Annotated in this window: 26 protein-coding genes and 3 tRNA genes; 19 read left to right on the forward strand and 10 right to left on the reverse strand. The window is 38.7% G+C overall.

Features of this window, described 5'->3' with window-relative positions:
• Nucleotides 1–28 precede the first annotated feature (28 nt).
• From secY to ACQ7EO_RS02210, 8 genes are all read left to right on the forward strand, one after another.
• On the forward strand, nt 29–1,348 hold the full coding sequence (gene secY / locus ACQ7EO_RS02175) for a preprotein translocase subunit SecY (protein ID WP_171066869.1): 1,320 nt from the start codon (nt 29–31) through the stop codon (nt 1,346–1,348).
• A 21-nt stretch (nt 1,349–1,369) separates the two neighbouring features.
• Nucleotides 1,370–1,486, forward strand: a complete 117-nt coding sequence (gene rpmJ / locus ACQ7EO_RS02180) for a 50S ribosomal protein L36 (RefSeq protein WP_000867907.1) — start codon at nt 1,370–1,372, stop codon at nt 1,484–1,486.
• A gap of 107 nt (nt 1,487–1,593) precedes the next feature.
• Nucleotides 1,594–1,950, forward strand: a complete 357-nt coding sequence (gene rpsM / locus ACQ7EO_RS02185) for a 30S ribosomal protein S13 (protein WP_004725722.1) — start codon at nt 1,594–1,596, stop codon at nt 1,948–1,950.
• Between the two features lie 19 nt (nt 1,951–1,969).
• Entirely contained in the window at nt 1,970–2,356 is a 387-nt protein-coding gene (gene rpsK, locus ACQ7EO_RS02190) for a 30S ribosomal protein S11 (protein WP_001040166.1), read from the forward strand.
• A gap of 12 nt (nt 2,357–2,368) precedes the next feature.
• Nucleotides 2,369–2,992: a 30S ribosomal protein S4 gene (rpsD, locus tag ACQ7EO_RS02195; RefSeq protein WP_004725725.1), complete on the forward strand. Its 624-nt coding sequence runs from the start codon at nt 2,369–2,371 to the stop codon at nt 2,990–2,992.
• Nucleotides 2,993–3,009: 17 nt separating this feature from the next.
• Nucleotides 3,010–4,017, forward strand: coding sequence for a DNA-directed RNA polymerase subunit alpha (locus ACQ7EO_RS02200; protein WP_004816876.1), 1,008 nt, complete (start codon nt 3,010–3,012; stop codon nt 4,015–4,017).
• Between the two features lie 18 nt (nt 4,018–4,035).
• Nucleotides 4,036–4,401 carry a 50S ribosomal protein L17 gene (gene rplQ, locus ACQ7EO_RS02205; protein WP_004281488.1) on the forward strand — a complete coding sequence of 122 codons (366 nt, stop codon included), beginning with the start codon at nt 4,036–4,038 and terminating at the stop codon, nt 4,399–4,401.
• A gap of 199 nt (nt 4,402–4,600) precedes the next feature.
• Nucleotides 4,601–6,091, forward strand: a complete 1,491-nt coding sequence (locus ACQ7EO_RS02210; RefSeq protein WP_434278787.1) for a flavin-containing monooxygenase — start codon at nt 4,601–4,603, stop codon at nt 6,089–6,091.
• A 162-nt stretch (nt 6,092–6,253) separates the two neighbouring features.
• Here the strand turns inward: ACQ7EO_RS02210 and ACQ7EO_RS02215 are convergent, their stop codons facing one another.
• On the reverse strand, nt 6,254–7,426 hold the full coding sequence (locus ACQ7EO_RS02215; RefSeq protein WP_004725731.1) for an acyl-CoA dehydrogenase family protein: 1,173 nt from the start codon (nt 7,424–7,426) through the stop codon (nt 6,254–6,256).
• Between the two features lie 180 nt (nt 7,427–7,606).
• Here ACQ7EO_RS02215 and ACQ7EO_RS02220 point away from each other — a divergent pair, with 180 nt between their 5' ends.
• The 6 genes from ACQ7EO_RS02220 to ACQ7EO_RS02245 all read left to right on the forward strand — a co-directional run bounded on the left by ACQ7EO_RS02220 (nt 7,607) and on the right by ACQ7EO_RS02245 (nt 13,182).
• Complete coding sequence (locus ACQ7EO_RS02220; RefSeq protein WP_004816878.1) at nt 7,607–7,864, forward strand: succinate dehydrogenase assembly factor 2; 258 nt, start codon at nt 7,607–7,609, stop codon at nt 7,862–7,864.
• Between the two features lie 163 nt (nt 7,865–8,027).
• Nucleotides 8,028–8,255: a hypothetical protein gene (locus ACQ7EO_RS02225; protein ID WP_004725735.1), complete on the forward strand. Its 228-nt coding sequence runs from the start codon at nt 8,028–8,030 to the stop codon at nt 8,253–8,255.
• A gap of 202 nt (nt 8,256–8,457) precedes the next feature.
• A complete protein-coding gene (locus ACQ7EO_RS02230; protein ID WP_004725737.1) occupies nt 8,458–8,619 on the forward strand; it encodes a hypothetical protein in 162 nt (53 codons plus the stop codon).
• Nucleotides 8,620–8,839: 220 nt separating this feature from the next.
• Nucleotides 8,840–9,928 (forward strand): hypothetical protein, encoded by a 1,089-nt coding sequence (locus ACQ7EO_RS02235; RefSeq protein ID WP_004816880.1) that lies wholly within the window; start codon nt 8,840–8,842, stop codon nt 9,926–9,928.
• 66 nt (nt 9,929–9,994) lie between these two features.
• On the forward strand, nt 9,995–10,567 hold the full coding sequence (rrtA, locus tag ACQ7EO_RS02240; protein WP_244014177.1) for a rhombosortase: 573 nt from the start codon (nt 9,995–9,997) through the stop codon (nt 10,565–10,567).
• Between the two features lie 416 nt (nt 10,568–10,983).
• On the forward strand, nt 10,984–13,182 hold the full coding sequence (locus ACQ7EO_RS02245) for a TRAP transporter large permease subunit (RefSeq protein ID WP_034614355.1): 2,199 nt from the start codon (nt 10,984–10,986) through the stop codon (nt 13,180–13,182).
• Nucleotides 13,183–13,241: 59 nt separating this feature from the next.
• Here the strand turns inward: ACQ7EO_RS02245 and ACQ7EO_RS02250 are convergent, their stop codons facing one another.
• Nucleotides 13,242–14,021, reverse strand: a complete 780-nt coding sequence (locus ACQ7EO_RS02250) for an AraC family transcriptional regulator (protein WP_034614351.1) — start codon at nt 14,019–14,021, stop codon at nt 13,242–13,244.
• Nucleotides 14,022–14,185: 164 nt separating this feature from the next.
• Here ACQ7EO_RS02250 and ACQ7EO_RS02255 point away from each other — a divergent pair, with 164 nt between their 5' ends.
• On the forward strand, nt 14,186–15,106 hold the full coding sequence (locus ACQ7EO_RS02255; protein ID WP_034614348.1) for a DMT family transporter: 921 nt from the start codon (nt 14,186–14,188) through the stop codon (nt 15,104–15,106).
• 100 nt (nt 15,107–15,206) lie between these two features.
• Here the strand turns inward: ACQ7EO_RS02255 and ACQ7EO_RS02260 are convergent, their stop codons facing one another.
• The 5 genes from ACQ7EO_RS02260 to rnr all read right to left on the reverse strand — a co-directional run bounded on the left by ACQ7EO_RS02260 (nt 15,207) and on the right by rnr (nt 21,293).
• The gene (locus ACQ7EO_RS02260) at nt 15,207–15,650 is read right to left on the reverse strand and encodes a hypothetical protein (protein WP_034614345.1); all 444 of its coding nucleotides are present in this window, start codon (nt 15,648–15,650) and stop codon (nt 15,207–15,209) included.
• A 15-nt stretch (nt 15,651–15,665) separates the two neighbouring features.
• Nucleotides 15,666–15,875, reverse strand: coding sequence for a YheV family putative zinc ribbon protein (locus ACQ7EO_RS02265; protein ID WP_171066870.1), 210 nt, complete (start codon nt 15,873–15,875; stop codon nt 15,666–15,668).
• Nucleotides 15,876–15,929: 54 nt separating this feature from the next.
• Nucleotides 15,930–17,957: a M3 family metallopeptidase gene (locus tag ACQ7EO_RS02270; RefSeq protein ID WP_434278788.1), complete on the reverse strand. Its 2,028-nt coding sequence runs from the start codon at nt 17,955–17,957 to the stop codon at nt 15,930–15,932.
• Between the two features lie 92 nt (nt 17,958–18,049).
• Entirely contained in the window at nt 18,050–18,685 is a 636-nt protein-coding gene (locus ACQ7EO_RS02275) for a hypothetical protein (protein WP_434278789.1), read from the reverse strand.
• 157 nt (nt 18,686–18,842) lie between these two features.
• Complete coding sequence (gene rnr / locus ACQ7EO_RS02280; RefSeq protein ID WP_434279586.1) at nt 18,843–21,293, reverse strand: ribonuclease R; 2,451 nt, start codon at nt 21,291–21,293, stop codon at nt 18,843–18,845.
• A 264-nt stretch (nt 21,294–21,557) separates the two neighbouring features.
• Here rnr and ACQ7EO_RS02285 point away from each other — a divergent pair.
• From ACQ7EO_RS02285 to ACQ7EO_RS02295, 3 genes are all read left to right on the forward strand, one after another.
• A tRNA-Ser gene (locus tag ACQ7EO_RS02285) sits at nt 21,558–21,647 on the forward strand.
• A 15-nt stretch (nt 21,648–21,662) separates the two neighbouring features.
• Nucleotides 21,663–21,739: transfer RNA gene (locus tag ACQ7EO_RS02290), tRNA-Arg, on the forward strand.
• A gap of 47 nt (nt 21,740–21,786) precedes the next feature.
• Nucleotides 21,787–21,863 (forward strand) — tRNA-Arg (locus ACQ7EO_RS02295).
• 47 nt (nt 21,864–21,910) lie between these two features.
• Here the strand turns inward: ACQ7EO_RS02295 and ACQ7EO_RS02300 are convergent.
• From ACQ7EO_RS02300 to ACQ7EO_RS02310, 3 genes are all read right to left on the reverse strand, one after another.
• Entirely contained in the window at nt 21,911–22,579 is a 669-nt protein-coding gene (locus tag ACQ7EO_RS02300; protein ID WP_262087116.1) for a hypothetical protein, read from the reverse strand.
• A 69-nt stretch (nt 22,580–22,648) separates the two neighbouring features.
• Nucleotides 22,649–23,590: a hypothetical protein gene (locus tag ACQ7EO_RS02305; protein WP_434278790.1), complete on the reverse strand. Its 942-nt coding sequence runs from the start codon at nt 23,588–23,590 to the stop codon at nt 22,649–22,651.
• 93 nt (nt 23,591–23,683) lie between these two features.
• Nucleotides 23,684–24,259, reverse strand: a complete 576-nt coding sequence (locus ACQ7EO_RS02310; protein ID WP_434278791.1) for a hypothetical protein — start codon at nt 24,257–24,259, stop codon at nt 23,684–23,686.
• 182 nt (nt 24,260–24,441) lie between these two features.
• Between ACQ7EO_RS02310 and ACQ7EO_RS02315 the strand changes: the two genes are divergently transcribed.
• On the forward strand, nt 24,442–24,639 hold the full coding sequence (locus tag ACQ7EO_RS02315) for a hypothetical protein (RefSeq protein ID WP_004816901.1): 198 nt from the start codon (nt 24,442–24,444) through the stop codon (nt 24,637–24,639).
• Nucleotides 24,640–24,692: the final 53 nt, after the last annotated feature.

The following is a 24,692-nucleotide window of genomic DNA, read 5'->3' on the forward strand; positions in this document are numbered from 1 at the left end:
TCCTAGTTCTTCAGGTCATGTTAACATGATGAAAGGTCAACCATTTCATGTGAAATATCGTGAAATTATTCGCCGATTAATGTTCTTGATTGGTGCATTGGTAGTCTTTCGACTAGGAGCGCATATTCCGCTGCCAGGTATTGATAATGTTGCTCTAGAACGTTTTTTCAAAGCTAATGAAGGTACTTTTTTAGGTTTGTTTAATATGTTCTCGGGTGGAGCATTAGAACGAATGTCCATTCTGGCGTTAGGTATCATGCCGTACATTTCTGCATCTATTATTGTGCAGTTGATGTCGACCGTGGTGCCTTCGTTAGAAGCATTGAAGAAAGAAGGCGAGCAAGGTAAGCGTAAGATTAATCAATATACGCGTTACGGCACCCTTTTACTCGCATTAGTCCAAGGTATCGGGATGTGTGCTGGTCTAATCAGTCAAGGTATTACTTTGACTTCAGGACTGGCTTTTTACATTCCAGCGCTAACATCGTTAGTTGCAGGTACCATGTTCTTAATGTGGTTAGGTGAGCAAATTACTGAACGTGGTGTTGGTAATGGTATCTCAATGATTATCTTTGCAGGTATTGTTGCTGGTTTACCAAACTTAGTGATTCAAGCATTTACTTCGGTAGATAATGGCCAATCAAGTTTAATTGGTTTAGCTATCTTTGGATTGCTATCAGTTGCTGTTTTAGCAGCGATTGTGTTTATTGAAAAAGCTCAACGTCGTATACCTGTGAACTATGCTCAAAAACAGCAAGGTCGTCGTGTATTCACTGCACAGCAAACGCATTTGCCATTGAAGATCAACATGGCAGGGGTTATTCCAGCAATTTTCGCAAGTTCGTTATTGTTGTTCCCTGCAAGTTTAGGTCAATGGTTAGGCAGTGCTGATCCAAATGCAGGAATTGTAAAACGTAGCCTACAAGATTTGGCATTGGTATTATCGCCTGGACAACCGTTGTATTTAGTGCTCTTCGGTGCGTTAATTATCTTTTTCTGTTATTTCTATACGGCGCTTGTTTTTAGCCCGAAAGAAGTATCAGAGAACTTGAAACGCAGTGGAGCTTATGTACCTGGTATTCGCCCAGGTGAGCAAACTGCTCGTTACTTAGATCATATTCTTAATCGTTTGACGTTTATTGGTGCAATCTACATTACAGTCATCTGTTTAATGCCGATGATTTTACAAAGTTCTTTTGGTATTCCATTCCATTTGGGTGGTACCTCATTACTTATCGTAGTTGTTGTTGTTATGGACTTTATGGCTCAGCTTCAAGCCCATTTGACATCACATCAGTATGACGATCAATCGTTAATGAGAAAAACGACTGCTCATCCTAAGGGATAAGCGCACTTAGAAGGTTTCATCATGAAAGTACAAGCTTCTGTAAAGAAAATTTGTGGTAGCTGTAAAGTTATCCGTCGTAATGGGGTTATTCGCGTAATTTGCAGCGCAGAACCTCGTCATAAGCAGCGTCAAGGTTAATTTAATTAAGACCTGTTGATTTCAGTAGGCTAATTAGGTTATTATCCGCCCCTCAAGATTTTTGTGGGGCGGTTGATTATCTCTACTGCCTTTTTGGAGAAATTTGAATGGCTCGTATTGCCGGTGTAAACATTCCGGATAACAAGCATGCTGTTATCTCTCTCACGTATATTTTTGGTATTGGTCGCCACACAGCTAAAAACATTTTAGCTGCTGCAGGTATTACGACTACTACTAAAATTCGTGAATTAGATGATGCTCAGCTTGATGCGATTCGTGCAGAAGTTGCTAAGGTTCCGACCGAAGGTGACTTACGTCGCGAAATTTCCATGAACATTAAACGTTTAATGGATTTAGGCTGCTACCGCGGTCTTCGTCATCGTCGCAGCTTGCCTGTTCGCGGACAACGCACCAAAACTAACGCACGTACCCGTAAAGGTCCGCGCAAACCTATTAAGAAATAAGATTTCTGGAAGCTAAAAGATGGCTAAAGATACTCGCACACGCAAGAAGGTCACTCGTACCGTCTCTGAAGGTGTTGCACACATTCACGCTTCTTTTAATAACACCATTGTTACGATTACTGATCGTCAAGGTAATGCATTGGCTTGGGCTACTTCAGGTGGACAAGGCTTCCGTGGATCACGTAAATCAACTCCGTTTGCTGCTCAGGTAGCTGCTGAAGTTGCTGGTAAAGCTGCTTTAGATTACGGTTTGAAAAACTTGGACGTCCTTGTAAAAGGTCCTGGTCCAGGTCGTGAATCTGCGGTTCGTGCATTAGGTGCAGTGGGTTATAAAATTAACAGCATTACCGATGTGACACCGATTCCGCACAACGGTTGCCGTCCACCTAAAAAACGTCGCGTGTAAGGAGAAACATTCATGGCTCGTTATATTGGTCCAAAATGCAAACTCTCTCGCCGCGAAGGGACAGACCTGCAATTAAAATCTGGCGTTAAACCATTTGACGTCAAAACAAAAAAATCTGCTAAAGCTCCTGGTCAACATGGCCAAAGCCGTGCTAAACAATCAGAGTATTCACTACAATTACGTGAAAAACAAAAAGTACGTCGTATGTACGGTGTTTTAGAGCGTCAATTTAGTAACTACTACAAAGAAGCTGCTCGTGTTAAAGGCGCAACAGGTGAAAACTTGTTGAAATTGCTTGAAAGCCGCCTCGATAACGTTGTTTATCGCATGGGTTTTGGTTCTACACGTGCAGAAGCTCGTCAGCTGGTATCTCACCGTTCAATCACTTTAAATGGTCGTCGTGTTAACATCGCGTCTATCCAAGTTAAAGCGGGCGACGTGATTGCAGTTCACGAAAGCGCTAAACAACAATTACGTATCAAAAACGCAATTGAATTAGCTGCTCAACGTGGAACAGCTGCTTGGATTGAAGTAGATCATTCAAAACTTGAAGGTACATTTAAAGCTGCACCAGATCGTTCTGATTTACCTGCTGAAATCAACGAAAGCTTGATTGTAGAATTGTATTCTAAATAATCCTTGAGGTAGCAATAATGACGCGTACTGCAAACGAGTTTCTAACTCCGCAAGCGATCAAGGTCGAAGCGGCAAGCGGGACCTCGGCAAAAGTGATTCTTGAACCATTAGAGCGTGGCTTTGGTCATACTCTTGGTAATGCTTTACGTCGCATCCTTTTGTCTTCTTTACCTGGCGCAGCCGTGGTTGAAGTAGAGATAGAGGGTGTCGAGCACGAGTACAGTACTTTAGAAGGCTTGCAGCAGGACATCGTCGAGCTCTTGCTGAACCTAAAAGGATTGTCTATTAAGCTGTTCGATCAAAACGAAGCATATTTGACATTGGAAAAACAAGGTCCTGGCGATGTAACTGCTGCTGACCTTCGTTTACCACATAATGTTGAAGTGGTTAACCCTGAACATCTGATTGGTACTTTAAGTGCTTCAGGCTCATTAAAAATGCGCTTGAAAGTTTCTCAAGGTCGTGGTTATGAAACTTCTGACTCACGTTTCCCTGAAGGCGAAACGCGTCCTGTAGGTCGTCTACAGTTAGATGCTTCTTATAGCCCGATTAAACGTGTGTCTTACACAGTTGAAAATGCTCGTGTAGAACAACGTACTGACCTTGATAAGCTCGTCATTGATCTTGAAACGAATGGAACTGTAGATCCTGAAGAAGCTATCCGCAAAGCGGCAACAATCTTGCAACAACAAATTGCAATTTTTGTTGATCTTCAGAAAGATCAAGCTCCAGTTGCTCAAGAGCCACGTGAAGAAGTTGATCCAATCTTGCTTCGTCCAGTTGATGATCTAGAGCTTACTGTTCGTTCTGCTAACTGTTTGAAAGCAGAAAATATTTACTACATTGGTGATCTAGTACAGCGTACTGAGGTTGAGTTGCTTAAAACTCCTAACCTTGGTAAAAAATCGCTTACTGAGATCAAAGATGTTCTGGCTTCTAAGGGCTTACAGCTCGGCATGCGTTTAGAGAACTGGCCACCAGCTAGTCTCCGTATGGACGATCGTTTCGCCTATCGTAGCCGTTAATTAAGTAGGACTATCACCATGCGTCATCGTAATAGTGGTGTGAAATTAGGCCGTACCAGCAGCCATCGTAAAGCGATGTTTCAAAACATGGCTAATTCTTTGTTTGAGCATGAGTTAATTAAAACTACTGTGCCTAAAGCAAAAGAGTTACGTCGTGTAGCTGAGCCTTTAATCACTTTAGCTAAAAACGATACTGTAGCAAACCGTCGTTTGGCGTTTGCTCGTACTCGTTCAGCAGCAACAGTTGGTAAATTATTTACCGTTCTTGGCCCTCGTTACAAAGAACGTAACGGCGGTTATCTACGTGTTCTTAAAGCTGGTTTCCGTGCAGGTGATGCTGCACCGATGGCTTATGTAGAACTTGTGGATCGTGAAGTAAACTAATTACTCACGTCACAGAACAATCGGTTGTTCGAAAAAGGTCGGTGTTTCACCGGCCTTTTTTTATGCCTTTTTGTTGGACAATTTATGGTTTTGTCCCAAATTGACTTAAATTTCGTCAGAAAAATGCAAACTTGACATTGCGTATTGTCAGATTTGTGCTTTAATAAAAAAGTACTCTTAAAAAGGTTATAAAAACAACATGGAAAAGCAAGTTGATATTCTTATCGTTGGTGCAGGTATCTCTGGTATTGGTGTAGCTGCGCATCTTTCAAAACACTCACCACAACGTTCATTTGAAATTATTGAGCGTCGTGAGAGCTTCGGTGGTACTTGGGATTTATTTAAATATCCTGGTATCCGTTCCGATTCAGATATGTCTACTTTTGGGTTTAATTTTAAACCATGGCAAAAAGCCAATGTCTTGGCAGATGGCGCTTCGATTAAAGGCTATGTTGCTGAAGTTGTCGATGAATTTAAATTAAAAGATAAAATTCATTTTAATCAGCGTGTACGTACTGCAAATTATGATTCATCAATTAAAAAATGGGTCGTACAAATTGAAGATGAAAATCAAAAACTCAATACGTGGGTTGCAAACTTTGTAATCGGATGTACGGGTTATTATAATTATGACCAAGGTTATCAACCTGATTATCCAGGTAAAAATGATTTTAAAGGCGAATTTATTAACCCACAATTTTGGCCTGAAAACTTAGATTATACGAGTAAAAAAGTAGTGATTATTGGTAGTGGTGCAACAGCTATTACCTTAGTGCCTGCGATGTCAAAAGGTGGTGCAGGGCATGTGACCATGTTGCAACGTTCACCAACCTATATTGCTTCAATCCCATCTATTGATTTTGTTTATGACAAAATGCGTAAGGTTTTACCTGAAGATGTGGCCTATAAGTTAACCCGTGCACGTAATATTGGTATGCAACGCGGTATTTATGCGCTTGCACAAAAACAACCGAAGTTACTGCGTAAGTTCTTACTCAAATCGATTGAAATGCAATTAAAAGGCAAAGTGGATATGAAACACTTTACCCCAACATATAATCCGTGGGATCAGCGTTTATGTGTTGTGCCAGATGGCGACTTATTTAAGATTTTACGCTCTGGTAAAGCCAGTGTTGAAACAGATCAAATTGAGAAAATTACTGCAACAGGTATTCAATTAAAATCTGGTAAGCATTTAGATGCGGATATCATCGTTTCAGCAACAGGTTTAGAAATCCAAATCTTGGGTGGTATCAAAGCTACAATTGATAATAAGCCAATGAATACGTCTCAACACATGCTGTATCAGGGTGTGATGGTTAGCGATGTGCCAAATATGGCAATGATCATTGGTTATATCAACGCATCATGGACATTAAAAGTTGATATCGCAGGTGAGTATATTTGCCGTCTTGTAAACTATATGGACAAAAAAGGCTATGACGAAGTTATTCCTCAAGGCGATGCAACTGAATTGATGGAAGATACGGTGATGGGCAGTTTAAGCTCAGGGTATATTGCTCGTGCGGCAGATGTGATGCCGAAACAAGGTAAGCATGCACCTTGGAAAGTGTCGAATAACTATTTAGCAGATCGTAAAGAACTTAAAAATGCCAAGTTTGAAGATGGTGTTTTAAAATTTCATAAGCGTGAAGCACAACTCGCAAAAAAGCCTAAACTGGTTTCTTAATCAAACCTAGAAGCAACCAAACTAAGAAATAGCAAAATAAACAAGCTATGAAATAAACAAGGAGCGAAAGCTCCTTGTTTATTGCAACAGGAAAATTGATTTAAAAAGAATGCTTGGTGATAGAAAAAGGAGCCTAAGCTCCTTTAACAATGATCAGATAAATTATAAAGAACGGGAAATCAGTTCTTTCATAATCTCGTTTGTACCTGCATAAATACGATTTGCCCGATTATCGATATAAGCACGTGCAATTGGATATTCCAGCATATAACCATAACCACCATGTAATTGAAGGCATTCATCAACGACATTAGAGAATACTTCTGAAATTTTGTATTTTGCAGCAGCTGCAGCATCAACACCTAATGTACCTTCAAGTTGTAATTCCATACAACGGTCGAGGTAAGCACGGCAGAAATCAATTTCTGTGCGCATTTCAGCAAGTTTAAAACGTGTATTTTGAAAAGCACCGATCGGTTTACCAAACGCTTTACGGTCTTTGGTATATTGAACGGTGTGTGCCAACGCTGCTTCTGCGCCTGCTTGGCAGATAATCGCGACCAGCATACGTTCCCATGCCAACTCTTTCATCAGCATGATAAAACCCATGCCTTCCATACCCAATAAATTTTCTTTTGGTACACGAACATCTTCAAAGAACAATTCACAAGTATCTTGTCCTTTCATACCAATTTTATTGAGTGGTTTGCCTTTGCTAAAGCCAGCACGGTCAGCTTCAACGATAATCAAAGATAGGTTGGCAGAACCTTTCTCTGAACTGCCTGTTTTACATACCACAATTGCCATATCACATAGATAACCATTGGTAATAAAGATCTTAGAACCATTGATCACATATTCATCCCCGTCTAAAACGGCGGTGGTGCGAACACCTTGTAGGTCTGAGCCTGTTCCCGGTTCTGTCATCGCAATGGCTGTGACGGTTTCTCCAGAAGCCATTTTAGCAATCCAATGTTTTTTCTGTTCTTCATTACCAAAGTTGTTGATGTAGTTGGCAACAATATCCGAGTGCAAAGAAAAACCTGTAGAAGAGTCCATTGCATAGGCTTGTTCTTCAATCAGAATCATACTGTAGAGGCGATCTACGCCATAGCCACCATATTCTTCAGGCATGGTTGCGCAGAGCAGCCCCATTTCACCTGCTTTGTTCCATAAATCGCGATCTACATGTTGTTGCTGTTCATATTTAGCAATATTTGGCACAACTTCTTTTTCATAAAATTTACGTACTGTTTCACGAAAAGCATCGTGATCGGAATTAAACAATTTACGAGGCAACATATTGGTTAAAGGTCGGATAGCACCTGATTGCATTTTTATAATATCCATATGAGTTTTAGTGAGTTGAAATTATGTGAATTGCTTATGTGTCGCAATGAGATGAATGCTCAAAACTCATTTTTAAATGATGAATTTGGTCATTTAGAAGAATTTAGCGAGAAATTGATCGGGAATCGGGTAAACTAAGTCAGAATTAACCATTGGGGGAAAATGATGTCAGAAGAACTTACTTTAGAAGAACGTAAAGTGATTTATCGTGCTCGTCGCGGTTTAAAAGAGATTGATGTATATTTTGACCCATACGTAAAACAATATTACTTAGCAGCAAGTGCGCAAGAAAAAGCCTTGTTTAAAGAGTTAGTTGATCAGGAAGACCCAGATTTATTGGATTGGTTTATGGAAGTTTCAGAGCCACCTCGACCTGAACTCAGAAGCTTGATCAATAAACTTAAAGATTATGTCCACGGATGAGTTAAAAACTCACCAACGATATCAATTCAAACCCAGTCGTATTGCACTGGGTTTTCAGCTTTTGTGTTTAACAATTATTTTTATAGTGCTGTACTCGATTATCACTGTATGGATAAGTGGATTACTGCTGTTGTTGGCATGCTTCAGTCTAAAAATATTTAGAATGCGTCCACAAGTCCGAAGTTTAGAACATTTTGATTTAGATCAGTGGACCCTACAATATGAGGATTCCAATCAAATTCATCATGTGCAAATTCAGCAAATGATTGATCATCGATTTTATATCGCAGTGTATTTTTGTGAGAAAAACAATAAAAGTTTAATTATTTGGCAAGATCAAGTGAGCAAAATACAGTGGAAATCTTTAAAATCTCGGGTAAAATTAAGTTAATTGTCTAACAAATATAAAAAAGCTAATTTAAATTTAATCCAAATAAAACATAATCTTATTTGTATTTTTGTTTATTTAATATCCATTGTTAGACCAAATATATACAAAATAGCGCAATTGTAAAATTGTCAGACAATTATCTCTGTAAAAATCTGATTTTGCATGTAAATTAAAAATACCAACAGCGAGGAGGAATTTCCAAATGGGTGAAATTCATACGTTTTGGTTCTTAGTGGTTGCAATTGTTTTTGCAATTATATTTGGAAGACTAGGAACTATGCTGAGGGAACAGATTGAGAAAGCTAACGCTAACAGTGTTAACGGTAGCAAATTTAAAAGACTTAAAACCAATAAACTCTCTTAAAGAGTTTACCTTTTAACAAGTAGCATGTGCTGAACCGTCGCAATGCTACTTTTTTTTGCTTAAAATTTGTATAAAAACCAGATTAGGTCAATTGAATACTTTCTATATTGTGGCAAATTCTTCAGATGAAATTAGAGCTATTACTCTGTTATTCAGAGATTGCATCTGATATTGTTATTTTAAAAGGGATATAAACACAATTATATAGAGGACAGGAAGTATGTCTAAGGTCCACAAGCTTGGTCAATTGATGCTGACCGCTGTTGTTGCCTCATCTGTGTTATCAGGTTGTTCATATGTTGTAAAATCAGGTGCCAATGTTGCGCTTGGCTTTAGTGAAAAACATATCGTCCCACCCATTTTGGCGGGCAATGATACAGATATGGCGTGCAACTCAGGCAATGCATTAACGCCAGCGATTATGGCAACAAAAGATATGGGGGCCGACCCCACCCGTATGGCGGTATTGTTATATTCAGCTGCGGGGATGTGTGCAGAAAATCGTGCTTTGGATGCAGAACTCAGATATTTACGTGCTTCAAAAGATGGTAAAGTGACTGAAGCGCAAGATGCTCGTATAGAACAAAAACGTTGGGCAGCCCTTGCCGCAGAACGTCAATACACGGGTTATCAATTATTTGCAGAACGTTGGCAGGCAAAATATAAATATACTTTAGGTGATTCTTGTCCAACCATGCGTAAGGACTTAGATCAAACTATCTATTTAATTGGTATGCTCAGTGGTTTGCAAGCGATGACCAATGACATTAACTCTGGTGGTGCAGTCAATGTACCGAAAGATATTGCTGCGATTGTTGAACGTGGTATGGCATGTCTAGACAATAACAAATTCTGGGGTGCGCCAATGGCGACACGTGCAGTGATTTGGATATTGTTACCGGGTGCAGGAGACGGTAAGCCTGATCCAACCCAGACCTTACAACAATCAATGCAAATCGCAGAACAGAAAGGTGTTCGTCTAGCATTTGCAATGAATGCTGTTGCAGCACAAGCCAGTGGTGATGATGCTAAATTAAGAGCGGCGTTAAAAGCCTATGCCGCATCGCGTGCAGATGATAAGCCAGTAAACCCTGAATTTAGATTGTTAGATGGTATGGCCGGTCAAATGGTTCAAGGTATTGCCGATCGTTATTGGACTGAACATACTGGTGTTCGTGCAGCAGATGATGGAATGACCACATTCTGGGATGAACAAGCATCTACGGGTGATGATGAATTGTTTAATGATCTACCTGCACCGACCGAAGAGCCAAGTGCTTCAGCTGACGAACCTGTAGCAAATCCATAGTATTCAATTGCATGAATTGGTTAGAATTGAGGAAGAGCGACAGCTCTTCTTTTTTTATGGTGTAGCATGGAACAACACAAGTTAGATAAAAATATATTGTTTATTGCAACCAGTATCATTTTTTTTGCAATTCTTCAGCTTTTTCAAACTCATTTCTTTTATCAGCACGATGTTTTTTTAAGCCAGCCTTGGCGCTGGTGGACAGGGCATTGGGTTCATGTGGGATGGATTCATTATGTTTTAAATGTTTTGGCTTTGGCTTGTTTACCCTTTTTATTTCCAAACATTAAAAAGAAAGTTTTTATTGCTTTATTGCTTATTTTACCGCCTTTACTCAGTCTCTGTTTTTATCTGATTTATCCTCATATTTTTGCTTATGCAGGTTTGTCTGGCATTCTTCATGGTCTGTTTGTATTTTGTGCAATCGTCAGTTTAAAAGAAAAGCCAGAACGAAATTTTGCCTTCATCGTATTGTTATGCATCTTCGGCAAAATCGCATGGGAACATTTTTTTGGTGCACTACAAACTGAACAATTGATTGGTCATCCTGTTTTAATACAGGCGCATTTGCTTGGGGTGATTTTTGGAAGTATTTGTGCCATTTTGAGCTTAATTTTTCGACTTAATGTCATCAAATAGAAAGCGAATCAACGCTATTATTTGTATGAAATATTATTTTATAAAATTTCATTATTTTGATGAGGTTAAGCACATAGCATTGTAAAAATATTTAAAAAATAAATTTGAATAAATGCTTTGTAATGAATGGATAGTGATTCTCATTTGTGGTTAATTATGTGAATGTTACATCTATTTTAGTTGTAAAAAATATAAGTACTGAGTTGTTTTTTCACATTTAATGATAAGACTATAGATGAGTTGACAAAAAGCTCGCCAAAAAAATTAATCTTTGTCATGTTTTTCTTAGGAAAATTAAGGCAAATTTGAGTGGTGATGATAGGAATGGGTATTGGTAAAGGATTTTACCTCTCACCTAATAATAAAAGATAAGCTGTGCAAGCGATTGTACACTGGTTATAAAAACTGGAATAACAATGCAAGAACCTGTAAATAATAGATCGGGATTAGGTCTACTCAGTTATCTCTGGAATGAGTGGTTCTCAACCTTTTCCATCCTTATTCTGCTTCTCCTGACCTTGATCATTGGGACAGGGGATATGATTCATGGGCAAATGCTTCGTTTAGGTGAACGCCTATATGGAGACGAAAAAATAGGAATGCAATATTCCTTTTTACGTGCTGAGCCCAACAAACCTTCATGTGACCGCAATGTAGATATCGATAAGCTTGTCAAAGAAAAAATGCAACAGGAAGCCAGTGATCCTGATGCGGCATTTTTTGGTTTAACGCCAGAAGCAGATGTTCGCGCTTCATTCGTTTCAGCGCAAACGGATTGTGAACAGAAATATGCGTTCTATGATAAATCGATCAAACATATGGAAGATCATCCTTCCCTTCGTACATATCGTTCGATGGAAACGGGGTTCTTCTGGATATTAAAATGGGGCTCTGAACATCGCGTACTCATCCTGATTTTGATGGTGGTGATCGCGGCAATTACCGCATCATTGAAGATGCATCATATTGGGCTACGTCCAGCGCGTACCAAGCTTGATTTTAAAGTCTATAACATTGCGATGGTGCTGGGGAATGCCTTACTGAGCTTCTCGGTCATTAGCCAATATCGTTCAGTACTCAATTCTGGTGTTGAATCGACCCTTGAAACGATTGGAGTCTATTGGCTATGGATGATTCTGTTTGTGGTCTTAACAGTTATCAGCCTGTTTAAATTATTCCGTACGCCAGAAAATGCTGAAGAAGGCGGTAAATTTGGCCTTGCGCTGCTGAGCATACCTTTATATGCCTTTATGGCAATTGTGACAGGTATTGCGTTTACTTTCTTTATGGACTACCCAATGGGGCAAGGTATTTACCTTGGCTTGTTGACTGAATTTTCAAATATCTTCCTTAACTTAGCACTGTTTATTTGGGCGGGTATGTTATTGACCCAAACACGTGTGATGGATCTTTTCTTGGCGATTCTTCGTCCTTGGAACTTAGCGCCTGAAACGTTGACGTGGATCATTTTGATTGGTGCTGCAATTCCAACCGCATATACAGGTGCTTCGGGAATCTTCGTTGTTGCTGCTGGTGCGATTATCTATAAAGAAGTGTGGAATTCAGGTGCTCGTCGTCAATATGCACTTGCGGTTTCAGCAATGTCAGGTTCGCTGGGTGTTGTACTACGTCCGTGTCTCTTGGTGATCTTAATTTCAATGCTGGATAGCCGTCATGTAACTTCAGACGAGTTATTTAATCATGGTATTTATGTATTCTGGTTAACCGCATTTATTTTCTTAGGGGTGTCGTTATTCCTTGCTGAGAATAAGTTCCGTATTAACTCACCGAAAACTGCTGTCCCTGGTATGTTGCGTGCTTTCGTTCCAGTGCTTCCATATATCTTGATTGTTGCTGTCGTGATTGGCTTCTATCAGTTTGGTCTGGACACGAAAATGGATGAATTTACTGCACCTGTAATTCTTCCAATCATGTTATTGGCATTTATTTTATTTGATAAGTTATTTGGTAATAAATTACCGATACCAGAAAACCCAAATAAAGCGCTTGCTCTAGAACATGAAAAAAATTCTGAATACTTACGTGAGCATGGTGATACTGCTGAAACAAAACGTGGCTTCCGTAGCGCAATTCGTTTTGCAACATCGGAAAGTGTTGGTCATATTGGTGCGTTAATTATCTTAATGGCATTGTCTGCAAGTGTTGGTGGTCTGATTGAACGTAGTGAGATCGTGACCATGGTTCCAACGCATCTGGGTAGTATCTTGGTAACACTCGGATTTATGGCATTGTTACTTGCATTAATTGGTATGACAACAGATCCATTTGGTGCGGTGATTCTCGTTGCTGCAACGATTGCGCCAGTTGCATTTGAAAATGGTATCCATCCGATTCACTTCTGGATGATTGTACTGGTTGCATTTGAGTTTGGTTATGTTACGCCACCTGTTGCGCTCAACCATTTGCTGACGAGGCTCTCGGTCGGTGATGCAGAGGTTGCCGCCGCCGATGCAGAGGCAAAAGCCAAATATACAAGCTTCTACTATCGTTATGAGCGTTGGATCTTACCAATCGTGGTGCTGTTCTCAGCATTGGTGATTGTGACCTATGCGCCGTACATGTTTAACCTGTTTGACTGGTATGCCAGTAAATAATTGAATGTCTAAAAAGCGCCTTCGGGCGCTTTTTTTCTGTCTGTGGATTTTGAATAGATTTAGTGATCTTCAAATTGAAACTGCTGAATGTACTCACTCGGCGTCAAACTGGTTTCACGTTTAAACATGGCACTAAAGGCACTGGCACTGTCATAGCCCAAATCCAGTGCAACATTGAAAATAGATTTATTCATTGCCAAATCAGTCATGGCTTGCATCAACCTTGCCTGCCGTACCCAATGACTAAAATGCATATTGGTTTCTTTCTGAAAATGTCGAGTGAGGGTTTTCGGACTAACATGTAAAAATTGGGCGGCATGTTCAAGTGTCCATGTATGGCTAAGATCAAGTTTGATTTCAGCACAAAGCTTTTGCAATTTAATATTTTGTGGCTCAGGTAAATTAAATGGTAGAACAGGGAGAAGCTCCAATTCATCTAAAATTAGTTCAAGCAATCGTGCTTCACGACTTTGAGGATGGATCGTGGTTTGAATCTGCATCGCGGAGCGAATAAGCTCTTTTAGCAGGGGTGAGATCGTGACGACGCGACATTCATTGACTAATTTTAAACGTGCGTCTGGCTGAATAAATACACCATAAGCTTGCACATCACCACTGATCAGTAAGGCATGAGCCTTATAGGCTGGAATCCATACACCGCGTCCCGGTGGCGTGACCCATGTTCCTTCTGTCGTTTGAATACGGATAACCCCAGAAAGCGTATGAATCAGTTGGATACGCTCATGGCTATGCCAATCTTCAATATGCCCATGGGAATAATTTTCAGTAAAGGCATAAATTGGATAATCTAAAAATCCATGATCATAATTATTCCCCACGATTTACTCCTCAATCAATACGGCACTGCCAATCATATATTCGTGGAATTGGCTTAGTCCTCAAGCATAATGTCCTTTTTGCGATAGTTATTGTCATTTTGTCGTACAAATACAAAATGATTATTTTTTAACATGGTTGAATCTTTCTGTATAGGCAGAGCAGCATGTTTCAAAAAGCTTATTTCTATCCATTGTTTGCCATTTTATTTTGGGCTGGAAATGTGATTGTGTCTAAAATGGCAAGTCATGCAATTTCACCTGTGGCGATTACATTTTATCGTTTGGTTTTTGCGCTCGCGGTGATGAGTACTTTTGTATTGATTCCCACGTGGAAAAATCGCCATATTATTCGCCAGTATTGGAAACATTTGGCTTTAGGTGGATTTCTTTCTGTATCCTTATTCCAATTTTTGTCTTATCAAGCAGCGACAACCACAACAGCGACCAATATGGCGATTGTGACGGCATTGATTCCATTATTGACGATTATTTTAAGTACATGGATTTTAAAAGATCAGATTAGCTATGGCTTAGTGATCGGAGGCTTTTTATCATTCTATGGCATTTTGTATTTATTGAGTCATGGGCATATTGCCCAAGTTTTTAGCCAAGGTATGCATCTTGGAGATGGCTTGATGTTGCTTGCCGCAATCGGCTACGCCTTATATGGTGTGCTGTTAAAACGTTGGAAAATGCCGATCCCTGCATGGCAATCGAATTTTGTGATGTCGAGCTTTGCCATCTTATATGTTTTGCCGTTTTTTATCTTTTTACCTGCATCGCAAATGCAACTGAATCAACAGACCATTCCTTTGATTTTGTATGCCAGTATTTTCTCATCGATTTTATTGTCTTATTTATGGATTGAAGGTGTAAGACATTTGGGACCCAATAAAAATAGTATTTTTATGAATTTATTGCCTGTGTTTACAGCTTTAATTGCCGTGGTGCTCTTGGGTGAACATTTACAAGTTTTTCATTTGGTTGGTGGTGGTTTAACACTCTGTGGAATTTTATTGGCGCAAATTATCCAAAAGCCAATCCAATGGAAAAAATCAACACAGCAATCATTGGACTCACTTTAAAATATTGAAATGACTATTGTTCAAATTGAAAAAAGCCTTAACTTATAAAGAGGTTAAGGCTTTCTAATAGCAGATCGTCATTTTTGCACATGATCAAAAATTATTGATTTTGTGCGGCCATTTGCTGTTGAAGTAGCTTGATTTGTTCTTCCTTAAGTTTAATCAATTGATCCGCATCAGCATGTTGTGATTTGAGGTTTTGTTGCTGATCATCGAGTTGTTTTTGGATGTCTTCTAGTTTAGCCACTTCTTCTTTCGCTAAACTGGCATTTTCAGGAATTTTATCTTTTAAAATGGATGCTTTGACCAATTCTACATTGGCAGCCTCTGAAGCAGCACTTTGTTCAACAGACGTTGCCACAGGTGGTGCCGTTGTTTCCACTTTCTTCGCAGCAGGTGTAGTCTGGTTCAATGGCTCATTGATTTGGGTGCTTTCAGAGGTGTTATTTAACCAGAAAAAAATAGCAATTAAAACGATAACTGCCCCCAACCCGCCTGCAATAATCCACATTAATTTTGAATTGTTTCTTTGTTCTATATGCATTTTATTCGGTCCGATCTATTTTGAAGAGCGAGGCTTGAATTGAATGACCCCAATTTCATCAGGTATAGCAGGTTCTTCAGGCGCATCTACATGGGTAGGGCGATTTTCAGAATATCCACACTCGATGCATTCAATCCATTCAGCATCGCCTTGGGTGAGCATAACAATACGATCCATCGCTTCACATTTTGGACATTTTGCACCAGCAATGAAACGACGTCTAATATTCATACACCCACCACACTTTAAACAATTTTGGCCGTTAGTTTAAGCGTTTTTTTAGCTATTCGTCCAACCTTGATGACGTAATAATGCATCTATTTTAGGTTCACGACCACGGAAATTGATAAATGCATCAAGTGCTGTATCTTTTCCGCCAACTGCAAGGATTGCCTTACGGAACTCTTGTCCAGTTTGGGTATTAAACACACCTTCATGTTCAAAGCGGTCAAAAGCATCACTTGCTAAAACTTCTGCCCATTTATAAGAATAATAACCCGCAGCATAACCGCCCGCAAAAATATGGCTAAAACCATTTTGGAAGCGGTTATAAGGTGCTGTTGCTAAAACTGCATACTTCTGGCGAATATCATCTAAAGTTGCTTGGATTTGTTCGGCATTTAGGGCAGGTGTAAATTTATGAATGGTTAAATCGAACAGTGCAAATTCAATTTGTCGTAAAGTTTGCATACCTGACTGGAAGAAACGAGCATCGAGTAAGGCTTTTAAAAGATGCTCAGGAAGTGTGTCTTTAGATTCAATATGTTCACTGATTAAAGCCAAGCTTTCCGTATCCCATGTCCAAAATTCCATAAACTGGCTAGGTAACTCCACGGCATCCCATGCAACGCCGTGCGTTCCAGCAACTGCAATATTGTCTACTTCGGTCAACATATGGTGTAAGCCATGACCAAACTCATGAAATAAGGTATTCACTTCATCATGCGTTAATAGGGCAGGTTGATCACCGACAGGTGGGGTAAAGTTCCCAACCATATAGCAGATTGGTTTTTGTAACCCCGTTTTGGTTTGCATACGCGAGCGGAAACCACTCATCCATGCACCACCACGTTTACCGTTACGTGCATAGAGGTCAAAGTAAAAACCACCAATCACAGTGCCTTGGTCTTCTAGCTCATAATAATGGGCATCTGTATGCCAAAGTGGTGCTTGGCGTTCAATGACTTGAATTCCATATAAACGATTGACCACGTTAAATAAGCCTTGAATCACTTTAGGCGCAGGGAAGTATGGTTTTAAATCTTCCTGAGAAAGGTTGAACTGTTGAACTTTTAGTTTTTCAGAATAATAACTGCTGTCCCAAGGTTTTAGCTCATCTATGCCATCTTGTTTGGCAATGGCTTTGAGTTCTTCAATTTCTTTTAATGCAGGTGTACGTGCATGTTCTGCTAAATCAACCAGAAATTGATCAACAGTGGCCACATCGGGTGCCATTTTTGAAGCAAGCGAATATTCTGCAAAATTGTCAAAACCTAAAAGCTTGGCCATTTCCTGACGTAAGCTGAGGATTTCAACCATTACGGGTGCATTGTCAAATTGGGTATCGCTGGCTTGATCTGAGGCGCGTGTAACATAAGCGTGATAGATTTCTTCACGGAGCGCGCGATCTTCTGCATAGGTCATGATGGCCAAATAAGATGGAATATCTAAGGTCGCAACAGGCTGATCTAGTTCGCGTTGTTGACCGTATTGTTTGAGTAGTTCAATACTGCCTTGTGGTAGACCTTTAAGCTGATCCGTAGTTAGAGTTTTGCTATAGGCTTGAGTTGAATCCAAAACATGATTAGAAAAATCAGAAGACAATTGGGATAATCGTGCAGAAATTTCTGCATAACGTTTTTTAGCTTCACCTTCAAGGGCAACACCTGAAAGTTTAAAATCACGTAAAGCCAGCTTAATTGCACTTTGTTGCGCCGTTGGCAAGTCGCTAAAAATCGCATGATCATAAACATTTTGATAAGTTTGGAACAAGGCAACGTGTTGACCGATCTGAGTATAGTATTCACTTAAACTTGGCAACAAGGCTTGATAGACTTCACGCGTTTCAGTGTTATTCATCACTGCGTTGAGATGTGACAAAATTCCCCAAGATTCACTCATGTTATTTTCAAGTGAATCTACATTTTCGATCACTGCAAGTTGTTGTTGAATGCTTTCAGGGACTTGTACCAAGTCATTTAAAAAGTTTTGACCGTCTTGGATGGCTTTTTCAATATTTTGTTTGAGTTGATCTAAACTAATTTGATCAAATTGCGGTACTGGCAACGTTGCCTGTTCTAGTGTCATGAGCTTTATGCCAAATCATTTCTTAAGTTATAGATAGATGTAGGGCTTCTGGCAGGGGAAATCAAGGTGTGACAATAAAATTAACACAGATGTTAATGGACTTGTTTGGTTTTCAAGTTGTATTCAAAAGGGATAGAATATGCGCCCGCATCAAAACTGATGCCCAAAATATCTTTTTTAAGATAAAAGCCATTTGCATTTTTTAGCGCAATAAAATTTCGATCTTCAGCATAGTATCGGTATAGGTATTGCAGATCTGCGCTATCGCAGTCATTAGACGTTTTAGAAAGCGTTGCTGTTTTATTTTCAATACATGGATCAAGTTGCTGAGCAATTTCATTTGAGATTTGTGCTGCGGACAATTGATATTTTTGTAGTATTTGTGACAATGTTGCGAACTGTTTATTTTTTAAATCGATCACATAATACTTTTCACGATAATAGCTTCGTCCGCCTTCAATTTCTAAATGGGTATAAACACTTAAATAGTTTTGATCCTGATAGATCTTTCCTGAACTAAAGTCGATACGTGTAGCATCATCTGCCAAAAGTTCGTGTTTGATCTGTTGATTGATTTTTTCAAAACCTTTACCTTGGATAAAGGGAATATTTCCTGAGAAATTCGTATATTGGGGGGGAATAGTTTGAGTTTTAAAGGTGATGATTTCAGCAGAAGCTACACAGCTGAGTAGCAGGGTTGAGAGTGATAGTATATTTTTAATTTTCATGCTGTTATTTCTAGAGTTATTTGAGTCGCTATAGATGCATTATAAAACAAGGAAGACTCTATGATGGTACAAGAAAAGTATTTTTAGACGTATTCAAATTTAAAATTTTAATGATAAAAAAGAGAGCCGAAGCTCTCTGATTTTGCGGTAAGTAAAATTACTCAGTCTTTGCTTTTGCGTTCGACTTCTTCTTTTTTGCTTTAGCCTTTTTCTTCACTTTATCTTTAGCCTTTGTTTCAGGCTGAGTTGCAGTACTTTTTCCAGGTTTCTTATTGTAAGAGCTGGGTTTTCCTTTGGGCTTTTTCTTTCGAATGGGACGTTCCCCATCTTCGTTGGCATTCCCACTGTCAGATTCAGATTTAACTTTGACAGGACGTTCAGAAAAAACTTCTTCTTTGGCAACGGGTTTTGCAACACGTGGTGCACGACTACGGATTACACGACCCGCATGCGACAATTGTTGTAACAATTCAAAATCAATCTTACGTTCTTCTAGGTTAACCCCAGCAACTTTAATTTTGACTTCGTCACCCAAGCCAAATGCTTGACCACGATTTTGACCAACTAAATTTTGACTAACTTGGTCATAAACAAAGTAGTCATCGCCCAATTGACTCACGTGAATCATACCATCCACATATAAGTCTTTTAGGGTTACGAATAAACCAAATTCAGCGGTTGCACTGATCACACCAACAAATTCTTCGCCTAAATGTTGCTGCATATAGTGACATTTCAGCCATGAAGTAACCGAACGTGAGGCCTCATCTGCACGACGTTCAGTTGCAGAGAAATGTTCACCCGCATCTTCTAACGCCGCACCTGAAAGAGGATACTTTTTGTTGGTTAAACTGGCTTTAATCGCACGATGTAATAGCAGGTCAGGGTAGCGACGAATTGGTGAAGTGAAATGTGTATATGCTTCATAAGCCAAGCCATAGTGCCCCACATTTTTTGGACCATAGTAGGCTTGCATCATTGAACGTAATAACACCGCATGAATACTCGGTGCATCAATACGATCTTTGGTTGCTTCAATCACCGTTTGATAATCGGCTTGTGTCGGTTGGTCAGGGAATTTAAAGCCCAATAATTTTACAAAGTCTTTTACTTTTTGAATGCGTGAAAACTCTGGTGCTTCATGCACACGATACAACATTGGAACTTCATTTTTTAAGCAATATTCCGCTGCTGCAACGTTAGCAAGCAACATACATTCTTCAATAAGCTTATGCGCAACATTACGTGAACGTGGTAAAATTTCTTTAATTCCACCCAATTCATCAAAAGTCATGTAGGTTTCAACAGTTTCAAATTCCATTGCATGACGTTGTGCACGTAAACCTTTTAAGGTTTCATACAATTGGTAGAGCGTATTGACTGACTTACGGACATCACGATCTTCAGGAATCGCATTGCTGTCGCCATCCAAATATTGTGCAACTTGGGTATAGGTTAAACGTGCTTTTGAATGCATCACTGATGGATAAAATTCAAATTTAGTCACTTTACCAGCACGACTTAAATTTAAATCACACACCATACATAAACGGTCAACATGTGGATTTAAAGAACATAAGCCATTTGAAAGTGCTTCAGGCAACATTGGTAATACATAGTGTGGGAAATACACCGATGTACCACGTTCTTGCGCTTCATCATCTAAAGGTTTACCAACACGGACATAATGACTGACATCTGCAATCGCGACAACGACACGATAGCCACCACCAGGACGTTTTTCCGCATAGACTGCATCATCGAAATCACGTGCGTCTTCACCATCAATGGTGACTAAAGGCAAATCTCGTAAATCTATACGGCCTTGACGATCTTTTGCAGAAGGTTCTTTAAATGCTTCAGCTTCTTTGATGACTTCTTCTGGGAACTCATAAGGTAAACCATATTCTAAAATGGTTTGCGGGATAATGATTTCAGTATCTGCTTTATCCGCCATTGACTGAATCACATGACCTGTCGCAAATTCATCTCGAGTTGGATAGTCATCAATTTCAACACGTAATGCATCGCCGACTTTGGCTTTGGCATGTTCAATCAGTTCTTTTTCTAAAGTTATGGGTTGATGTGCATTTGGAGGTGCAGGTTGAATAAAGTATTCACCTTCAAATTCTGCAACTTTACCGATCAATTGTTTAACTCGACGTTGAGTCACTTCGGTAATATAGCCCCAAGCTTTACCTTTACGGTCTACAGAAGTTTGTTGGACTTTAACGCGGTCACCATGGAAGACTTGACGTAATTCGCGCTCAGGCAGAAGGAACTCATCTTTCTTCCCATCTAAGCTTGCAACACCTAAACCTTTAGCGTTGACATAAACAGTAGCGTCTAGGGTAGGTTGATCTGCCATCAGCTGATATTTAAAACCATCTTTCATCAACTGACCATCACGGACCATTGCACTTAAACGATGGCTGAGCGCATCTATACTTTTTTGATCGACAATTTCAAGCAGTTCAACAAGATCTGCATGTGACAATGCTTCTTGTTTTCGTTCAATGATTTCTAGGATAAGGGTACGACTTGGAATGGGATTGTCGTAACGCTCAGCTTCAGCTTTGGCTTCAGGATCGACCCAATTTTTCATGATGTATTTGGTTTCTAGTCAGAAGATAGGATTAGCATAAGACATACAGTGGAATACTGCACGTAATTGATTGCAATATTGTGTTTTTAATTTAGTTTTTAGAGAATTTTTCTTGGTATTTGTAGATTGTGATTATTTTACAGCATAAAAAAACAACAAAATGATGAAAATCGCTTAAAAAGTATTTAATTGAGTAAATTTCTCTATTTTTTTTAATGTCATCACTTGCCGAATCGGGTTTTAGTTTGTATTATGGCGGCTCGTTACGGTGAGATGGGTGAGTGGCTGAAACCACATCCCTGCTAAGGATGCATACGGGTAACTGTATCGAGGGTTCGAATCCCTCTCTCACCGCCAACGATTACTTATGACGCGCTCATAGCTCAGCTGGATAGAGCACTTGGCTACGAACTAAGGGGTCGGGAGTTCGAATCTCTCTGAGCGCACCAATAAGTTAATCATGATGTAACGAATGCCTTTTGGCAACACAAGTATTGCGCTCATAGCTCAGCTGGATAGAGCACTTGGCTACGAACTAAGGGGTCGGGAGTTCGAATCTCTCTGAGCGCACCAACTTGAAGAATTAACCGCATACATTGCGGTTTTTTTGTGTCTGGAGTTTAGATACTAATCATAAATTGAATAATAAAATGTACAAAGTGAATGATTAAAGTGGCTGTTAATACAGTGGCCAAAAACTGAGTTATCTTTTTATATCTGAGGGCAATGTGTTTGAAAACAGCCCATAAAGTAAAAACTAAAATAAAGTAACCGATGCCTGTATAAATTATTGAATTTAATAAATGGCTTTTAGCTTTTAGAATGTTAGCTTGACTGTTTGGCATTTCTTCTAAGTAAGGTAAAGTTTGCTGCTCATTTTTATCGTTTGTAAAGTGAATGTCTTTTAATATGTAATGGTAGAAGAAAATGGGCTGATCATTTGGATCATAACTGGCATAAAAGCTAAAACTGTTTGGTGTGTATAAGTCGTCTTTTACTTTTGTACAAAATGTTGAGATGTAATCTGCGCATGGTTCCTCGGTGATGGTGGTTGAATTTAGAGTAATTGCTAAAGAAGAGGTATTATTACGATAGTTAACAATATTATAGCTTAAGTCATTTCCAACATCGATATGAATGGCTTTCCATTTTAAATTTTGTAATGCAATAATATTCCTAAGATTTTGATAAAAAAATTGATGGTTGTTGGTAATTATGATGAAGAAAAATCCAGAGAAGGCAAGTGTAGTTCCAATCTTTCCCAAAAAATTTTCAGTATCTTTAAGCATAGTCGTTATTTGATCAGTTTAAGTTGATAAGTGCGAGTTCTATAGTAAATTGCTCAGGCAAAATTGATTTTAATTTGAGTCTTTGAATATCTTGATTCTCTTGGCTATTTTTCGAAAAATAAAATAGCTAAATGCAATAAGCCCAATAATAATGCCAGTGATCTCTAAATAGGAAAAAGTACTAATTTTAAAAAGAAAAAAGATGCTGATTAAACTTAGACTAAGCCACAATAAACAGAAAAATAGCATTTCATTAAAGAAGAATACTTGAAAGAGCCATTTGCGTAATGCCTTATTTTTAATTCGCGTCAGAAATAAAAACCGATGTTTAAAACCGAATGAACTATTTGGCGAGATTTCAGTTTTGGACAGCAGCATTCGATAAAAATGGATCTCATCAAAAGACGCATTGAGTTTATTTTTAACAGGCTGTTGTGTCTTTTCATGATTATTTAACCATCTATCCACCTCAAAGCAGGGCAGTAAAGACTCTCCAAAACCATCGATATCTAAATATCGATTTTGTGGTGTTTTAAGTTCAAAAGATTTTGGCAGCCAATATTTGGATGGTGATGGACTTTTGGGATCTCGATGTTTTTCTTCGATGAAATGGATCATATCCACCATTTCATTGTTAGCTTCTATGCTAAATGGATCAATCATCATTGCCATAATATCGGTAATATTAAGCTCGACTGAAAATGTTGGAGTACGTTGTAAATATTGTAAAAATGATTGAGCTAAAATTGCTAATTTTTCATCATTATAGAGTGCTGACCATATATTGAGTCTGGATTTAAACGTTTCACAGCTTTTTAAGATCGTTGCACGAAAGACGTAATAGCTTAAGCCATCTTCATCTTGAAGAGTGGTAATGTCTTCAACTTTAAATAAGGCCAACCAAAATAATGGAATCGAGTATTTAACTTCCTGATAGGTTTCATTTTCATCCATTTCACCCGTGGTTCTATCGAGATCGGATGAAATTAAAAGTGCTGAGTAATGTCCCATTGTTTCCTTTTATCATCTGAATTTTTATAGGAATATTTATGAAATAATATAATTGGTAATCTATAAAATTAAATTGTGAATAAACCGTTAGTTCTAATGAACTTGATTCAACCATTCATCGACTTCAGGACAGGGAAGTAGTGTCTCACCAAATCCATCAAGTTGTTTTCTATCCTGAGGTATTTCAAGAGATAATAGTGATAGAGGTGTAATCCAATCATTTGACAATGAGTGGTTTTGAGGATTAATTTGAATATTATCAATAAAATTGATTAAATCAGTCATTTCGTTTTTCGCATCTATGCTATTAATATCTAAGTGCATTCCTAGAAGGTCATTGATATTTAACTCAATTGAAAGTTTAGGTATATGTTCTAAATATTGTAAAAATAGTTTTGCTAAAATTTCTGCCTTTTCATCATTATAGAGTTTTGACCATAAATTGAGTCTAGATTTAAACGTTCCACAGCTTTTTAAGATCGTTGCACGGAAGACGTAATAGGTTTCGTTGTATTGATCTTTTAGTGCTGAGATATCTTCTAGCTTAAATAAAGCCAACCAAAATAAAGGAATTAAGTATTTAACTTCTATATATATTTCATCATTGGATTTTTTTTCTTCTGTTTGGTTTAGGTTTGAAGAAATTCGTAAATTCGAGTAGTGTCCCATTTTGTTTTTACTTTTTTATTGAAGTATTAATTGACTAGTATAATAAGACAATTGTGTTTAGATCCAGAACATTTTATAAATTTATACACGTCTATTCTTGTCGCAGAGCAAGGATTGCAACATCTATTCTAGAGCTAAAAACTTTAAAATAATAAAATAACCGGAGCTTTAGAAAGAAGAACATGAAGAAATATACAGATGGATATTATATTTACCAGCATGTTGATTTTATTTGTCATTTCAACCTGCAACAGTGTGATGGCTGTAATCGCACGCTGACAGGTTTTGTCTATGAACTGCAAATCCAAAGTTTAGAAAATGAATCTGTCATCTTCTGTGCTGAATGTATGGAATTGTTAGACGTGGTGAATGCCGAATAATTGCTTCGGGTCGATGATTGTTCAATTTTAACTACGCTTATTTTTCTCACCGT

Origin of the sequence: Acinetobacter sp. CE-15 (assembly GCF_051059255.1) — a bacterium.
Lineage (GTDB): Bacteria > Pseudomonadota > Gammaproteobacteria > Pseudomonadales > Moraxellaceae > Acinetobacter > Acinetobacter guillouiae.

What these genes read in the sequence shown, in the direction of transcription:
- secY (WP_171066869.1), top strand. Translation starts at nt 29, where the DNA reads ATGAAAGGTCAACCATTTCATGTGAAATATCGTGAAATTATTCGCCGA.
- rpmJ (WP_000867907.1), top strand. Translation starts at nt 1,370, where the DNA reads ATGAAAGTACAAGCTTCTGTAAAGAAAATTTGTGGTAGCTGTAAAGTT.
- rpsM (WP_004725722.1), top strand. Translation starts at nt 1,594, where the DNA reads ATGGCTCGTATTGCCGGTGTAAACATTCCGGATAACAAGCATGCTGTT.
- rpsK (WP_001040166.1), top strand. Translation starts at nt 1,970, where the DNA reads ATGGCTAAAGATACTCGCACACGCAAGAAGGTCACTCGTACCGTCTCT.
- rpsD (WP_004725725.1), top strand. Translation starts at nt 2,369, where the DNA reads ATGGCTCGTTATATTGGTCCAAAATGCAAACTCTCTCGCCGCGAAGGG.
- ACQ7EO_RS02200 (WP_004816876.1), top strand. Translation starts at nt 3,010, where the DNA reads ATGACGCGTACTGCAAACGAGTTTCTAACTCCGCAAGCGATCAAGGTC.
- rplQ (WP_004281488.1), top strand. Translation starts at nt 4,036, where the DNA reads ATGCGTCATCGTAATAGTGGTGTGAAATTAGGCCGTACCAGCAGCCAT.
- ACQ7EO_RS02210 (WP_434278787.1), top strand. Translation starts at nt 4,601, where the DNA reads ATGGAAAAGCAAGTTGATATTCTTATCGTTGGTGCAGGTATCTCTGGT.
- ACQ7EO_RS02215 (WP_004725731.1), bottom strand. Translation starts at nt 7,426, where the DNA reads ATGCAATCAGGTGCTATCCGACCTTTAACCAATATGTTGCCTCGTAAA.
- ACQ7EO_RS02220 (WP_004816878.1), top strand. Translation starts at nt 7,607, where the DNA reads ATGTCAGAAGAACTTACTTTAGAAGAACGTAAAGTGATTTATCGTGCT.
- ACQ7EO_RS02225 (WP_004725735.1), top strand. Translation starts at nt 8,028, where the DNA reads ATGCGTCCACAAGTCCGAAGTTTAGAACATTTTGATTTAGATCAGTGG.
- ACQ7EO_RS02230 (WP_004725737.1), top strand. Translation starts at nt 8,458, where the DNA reads ATGGGTGAAATTCATACGTTTTGGTTCTTAGTGGTTGCAATTGTTTTT.
- ACQ7EO_RS02235 (WP_004816880.1), top strand. Translation starts at nt 8,840, where the DNA reads ATGTCTAAGGTCCACAAGCTTGGTCAATTGATGCTGACCGCTGTTGTT.
- rrtA (WP_244014177.1), top strand. Translation starts at nt 9,995, where the DNA reads ATGGAACAACACAAGTTAGATAAAAATATATTGTTTATTGCAACCAGT.
- ACQ7EO_RS02245 (WP_034614355.1), top strand. Translation starts at nt 10,984, where the DNA reads ATGCAAGAACCTGTAAATAATAGATCGGGATTAGGTCTACTCAGTTAT.
- ACQ7EO_RS02255 (WP_034614348.1), top strand. Translation starts at nt 14,186, where the DNA reads ATGTTTCAAAAAGCTTATTTCTATCCATTGTTTGCCATTTTATTTTGG.
- ACQ7EO_RS02260 (WP_034614345.1), bottom strand. Translation starts at nt 15,650, where the DNA reads ATGCATATAGAACAAAGAAACAATTCAAAATTAATGTGGATTATTGCA.
- ACQ7EO_RS02270 (WP_434278788.1), bottom strand. Translation starts at nt 17,957, where the DNA reads ATGACACTAGAACAGGCAACGTTGCCAGTACCGCAATTTGATCAAATT.
- ACQ7EO_RS02275 (WP_434278789.1), bottom strand. Translation starts at nt 18,685, where the DNA reads ATGAAAATTAAAAATATACTATCACTCTCAACCCTGCTACTCAGCTGT.
- ACQ7EO_RS02300 (WP_262087116.1), bottom strand. Translation starts at nt 22,579, where the DNA reads ATGCTTAAAGATACTGAAAATTTTTTGGGAAAGATTGGAACTACACTT.
- ACQ7EO_RS02305 (WP_434278790.1), bottom strand. Translation starts at nt 23,590, where the DNA reads ATGGGACATTACTCAGCACTTTTAATTTCATCCGATCTCGATAGAACC.
- ACQ7EO_RS02310 (WP_434278791.1), bottom strand. Translation starts at nt 24,259, where the DNA reads ATGGGACACTACTCGAATTTACGAATTTCTTCAAACCTAAACCAAACA.
- ACQ7EO_RS02315 (WP_004816901.1), top strand. Translation starts at nt 24,442, where the DNA reads ATGAAGAAATATACAGATGGATATTATATTTACCAGCATGTTGATTTT.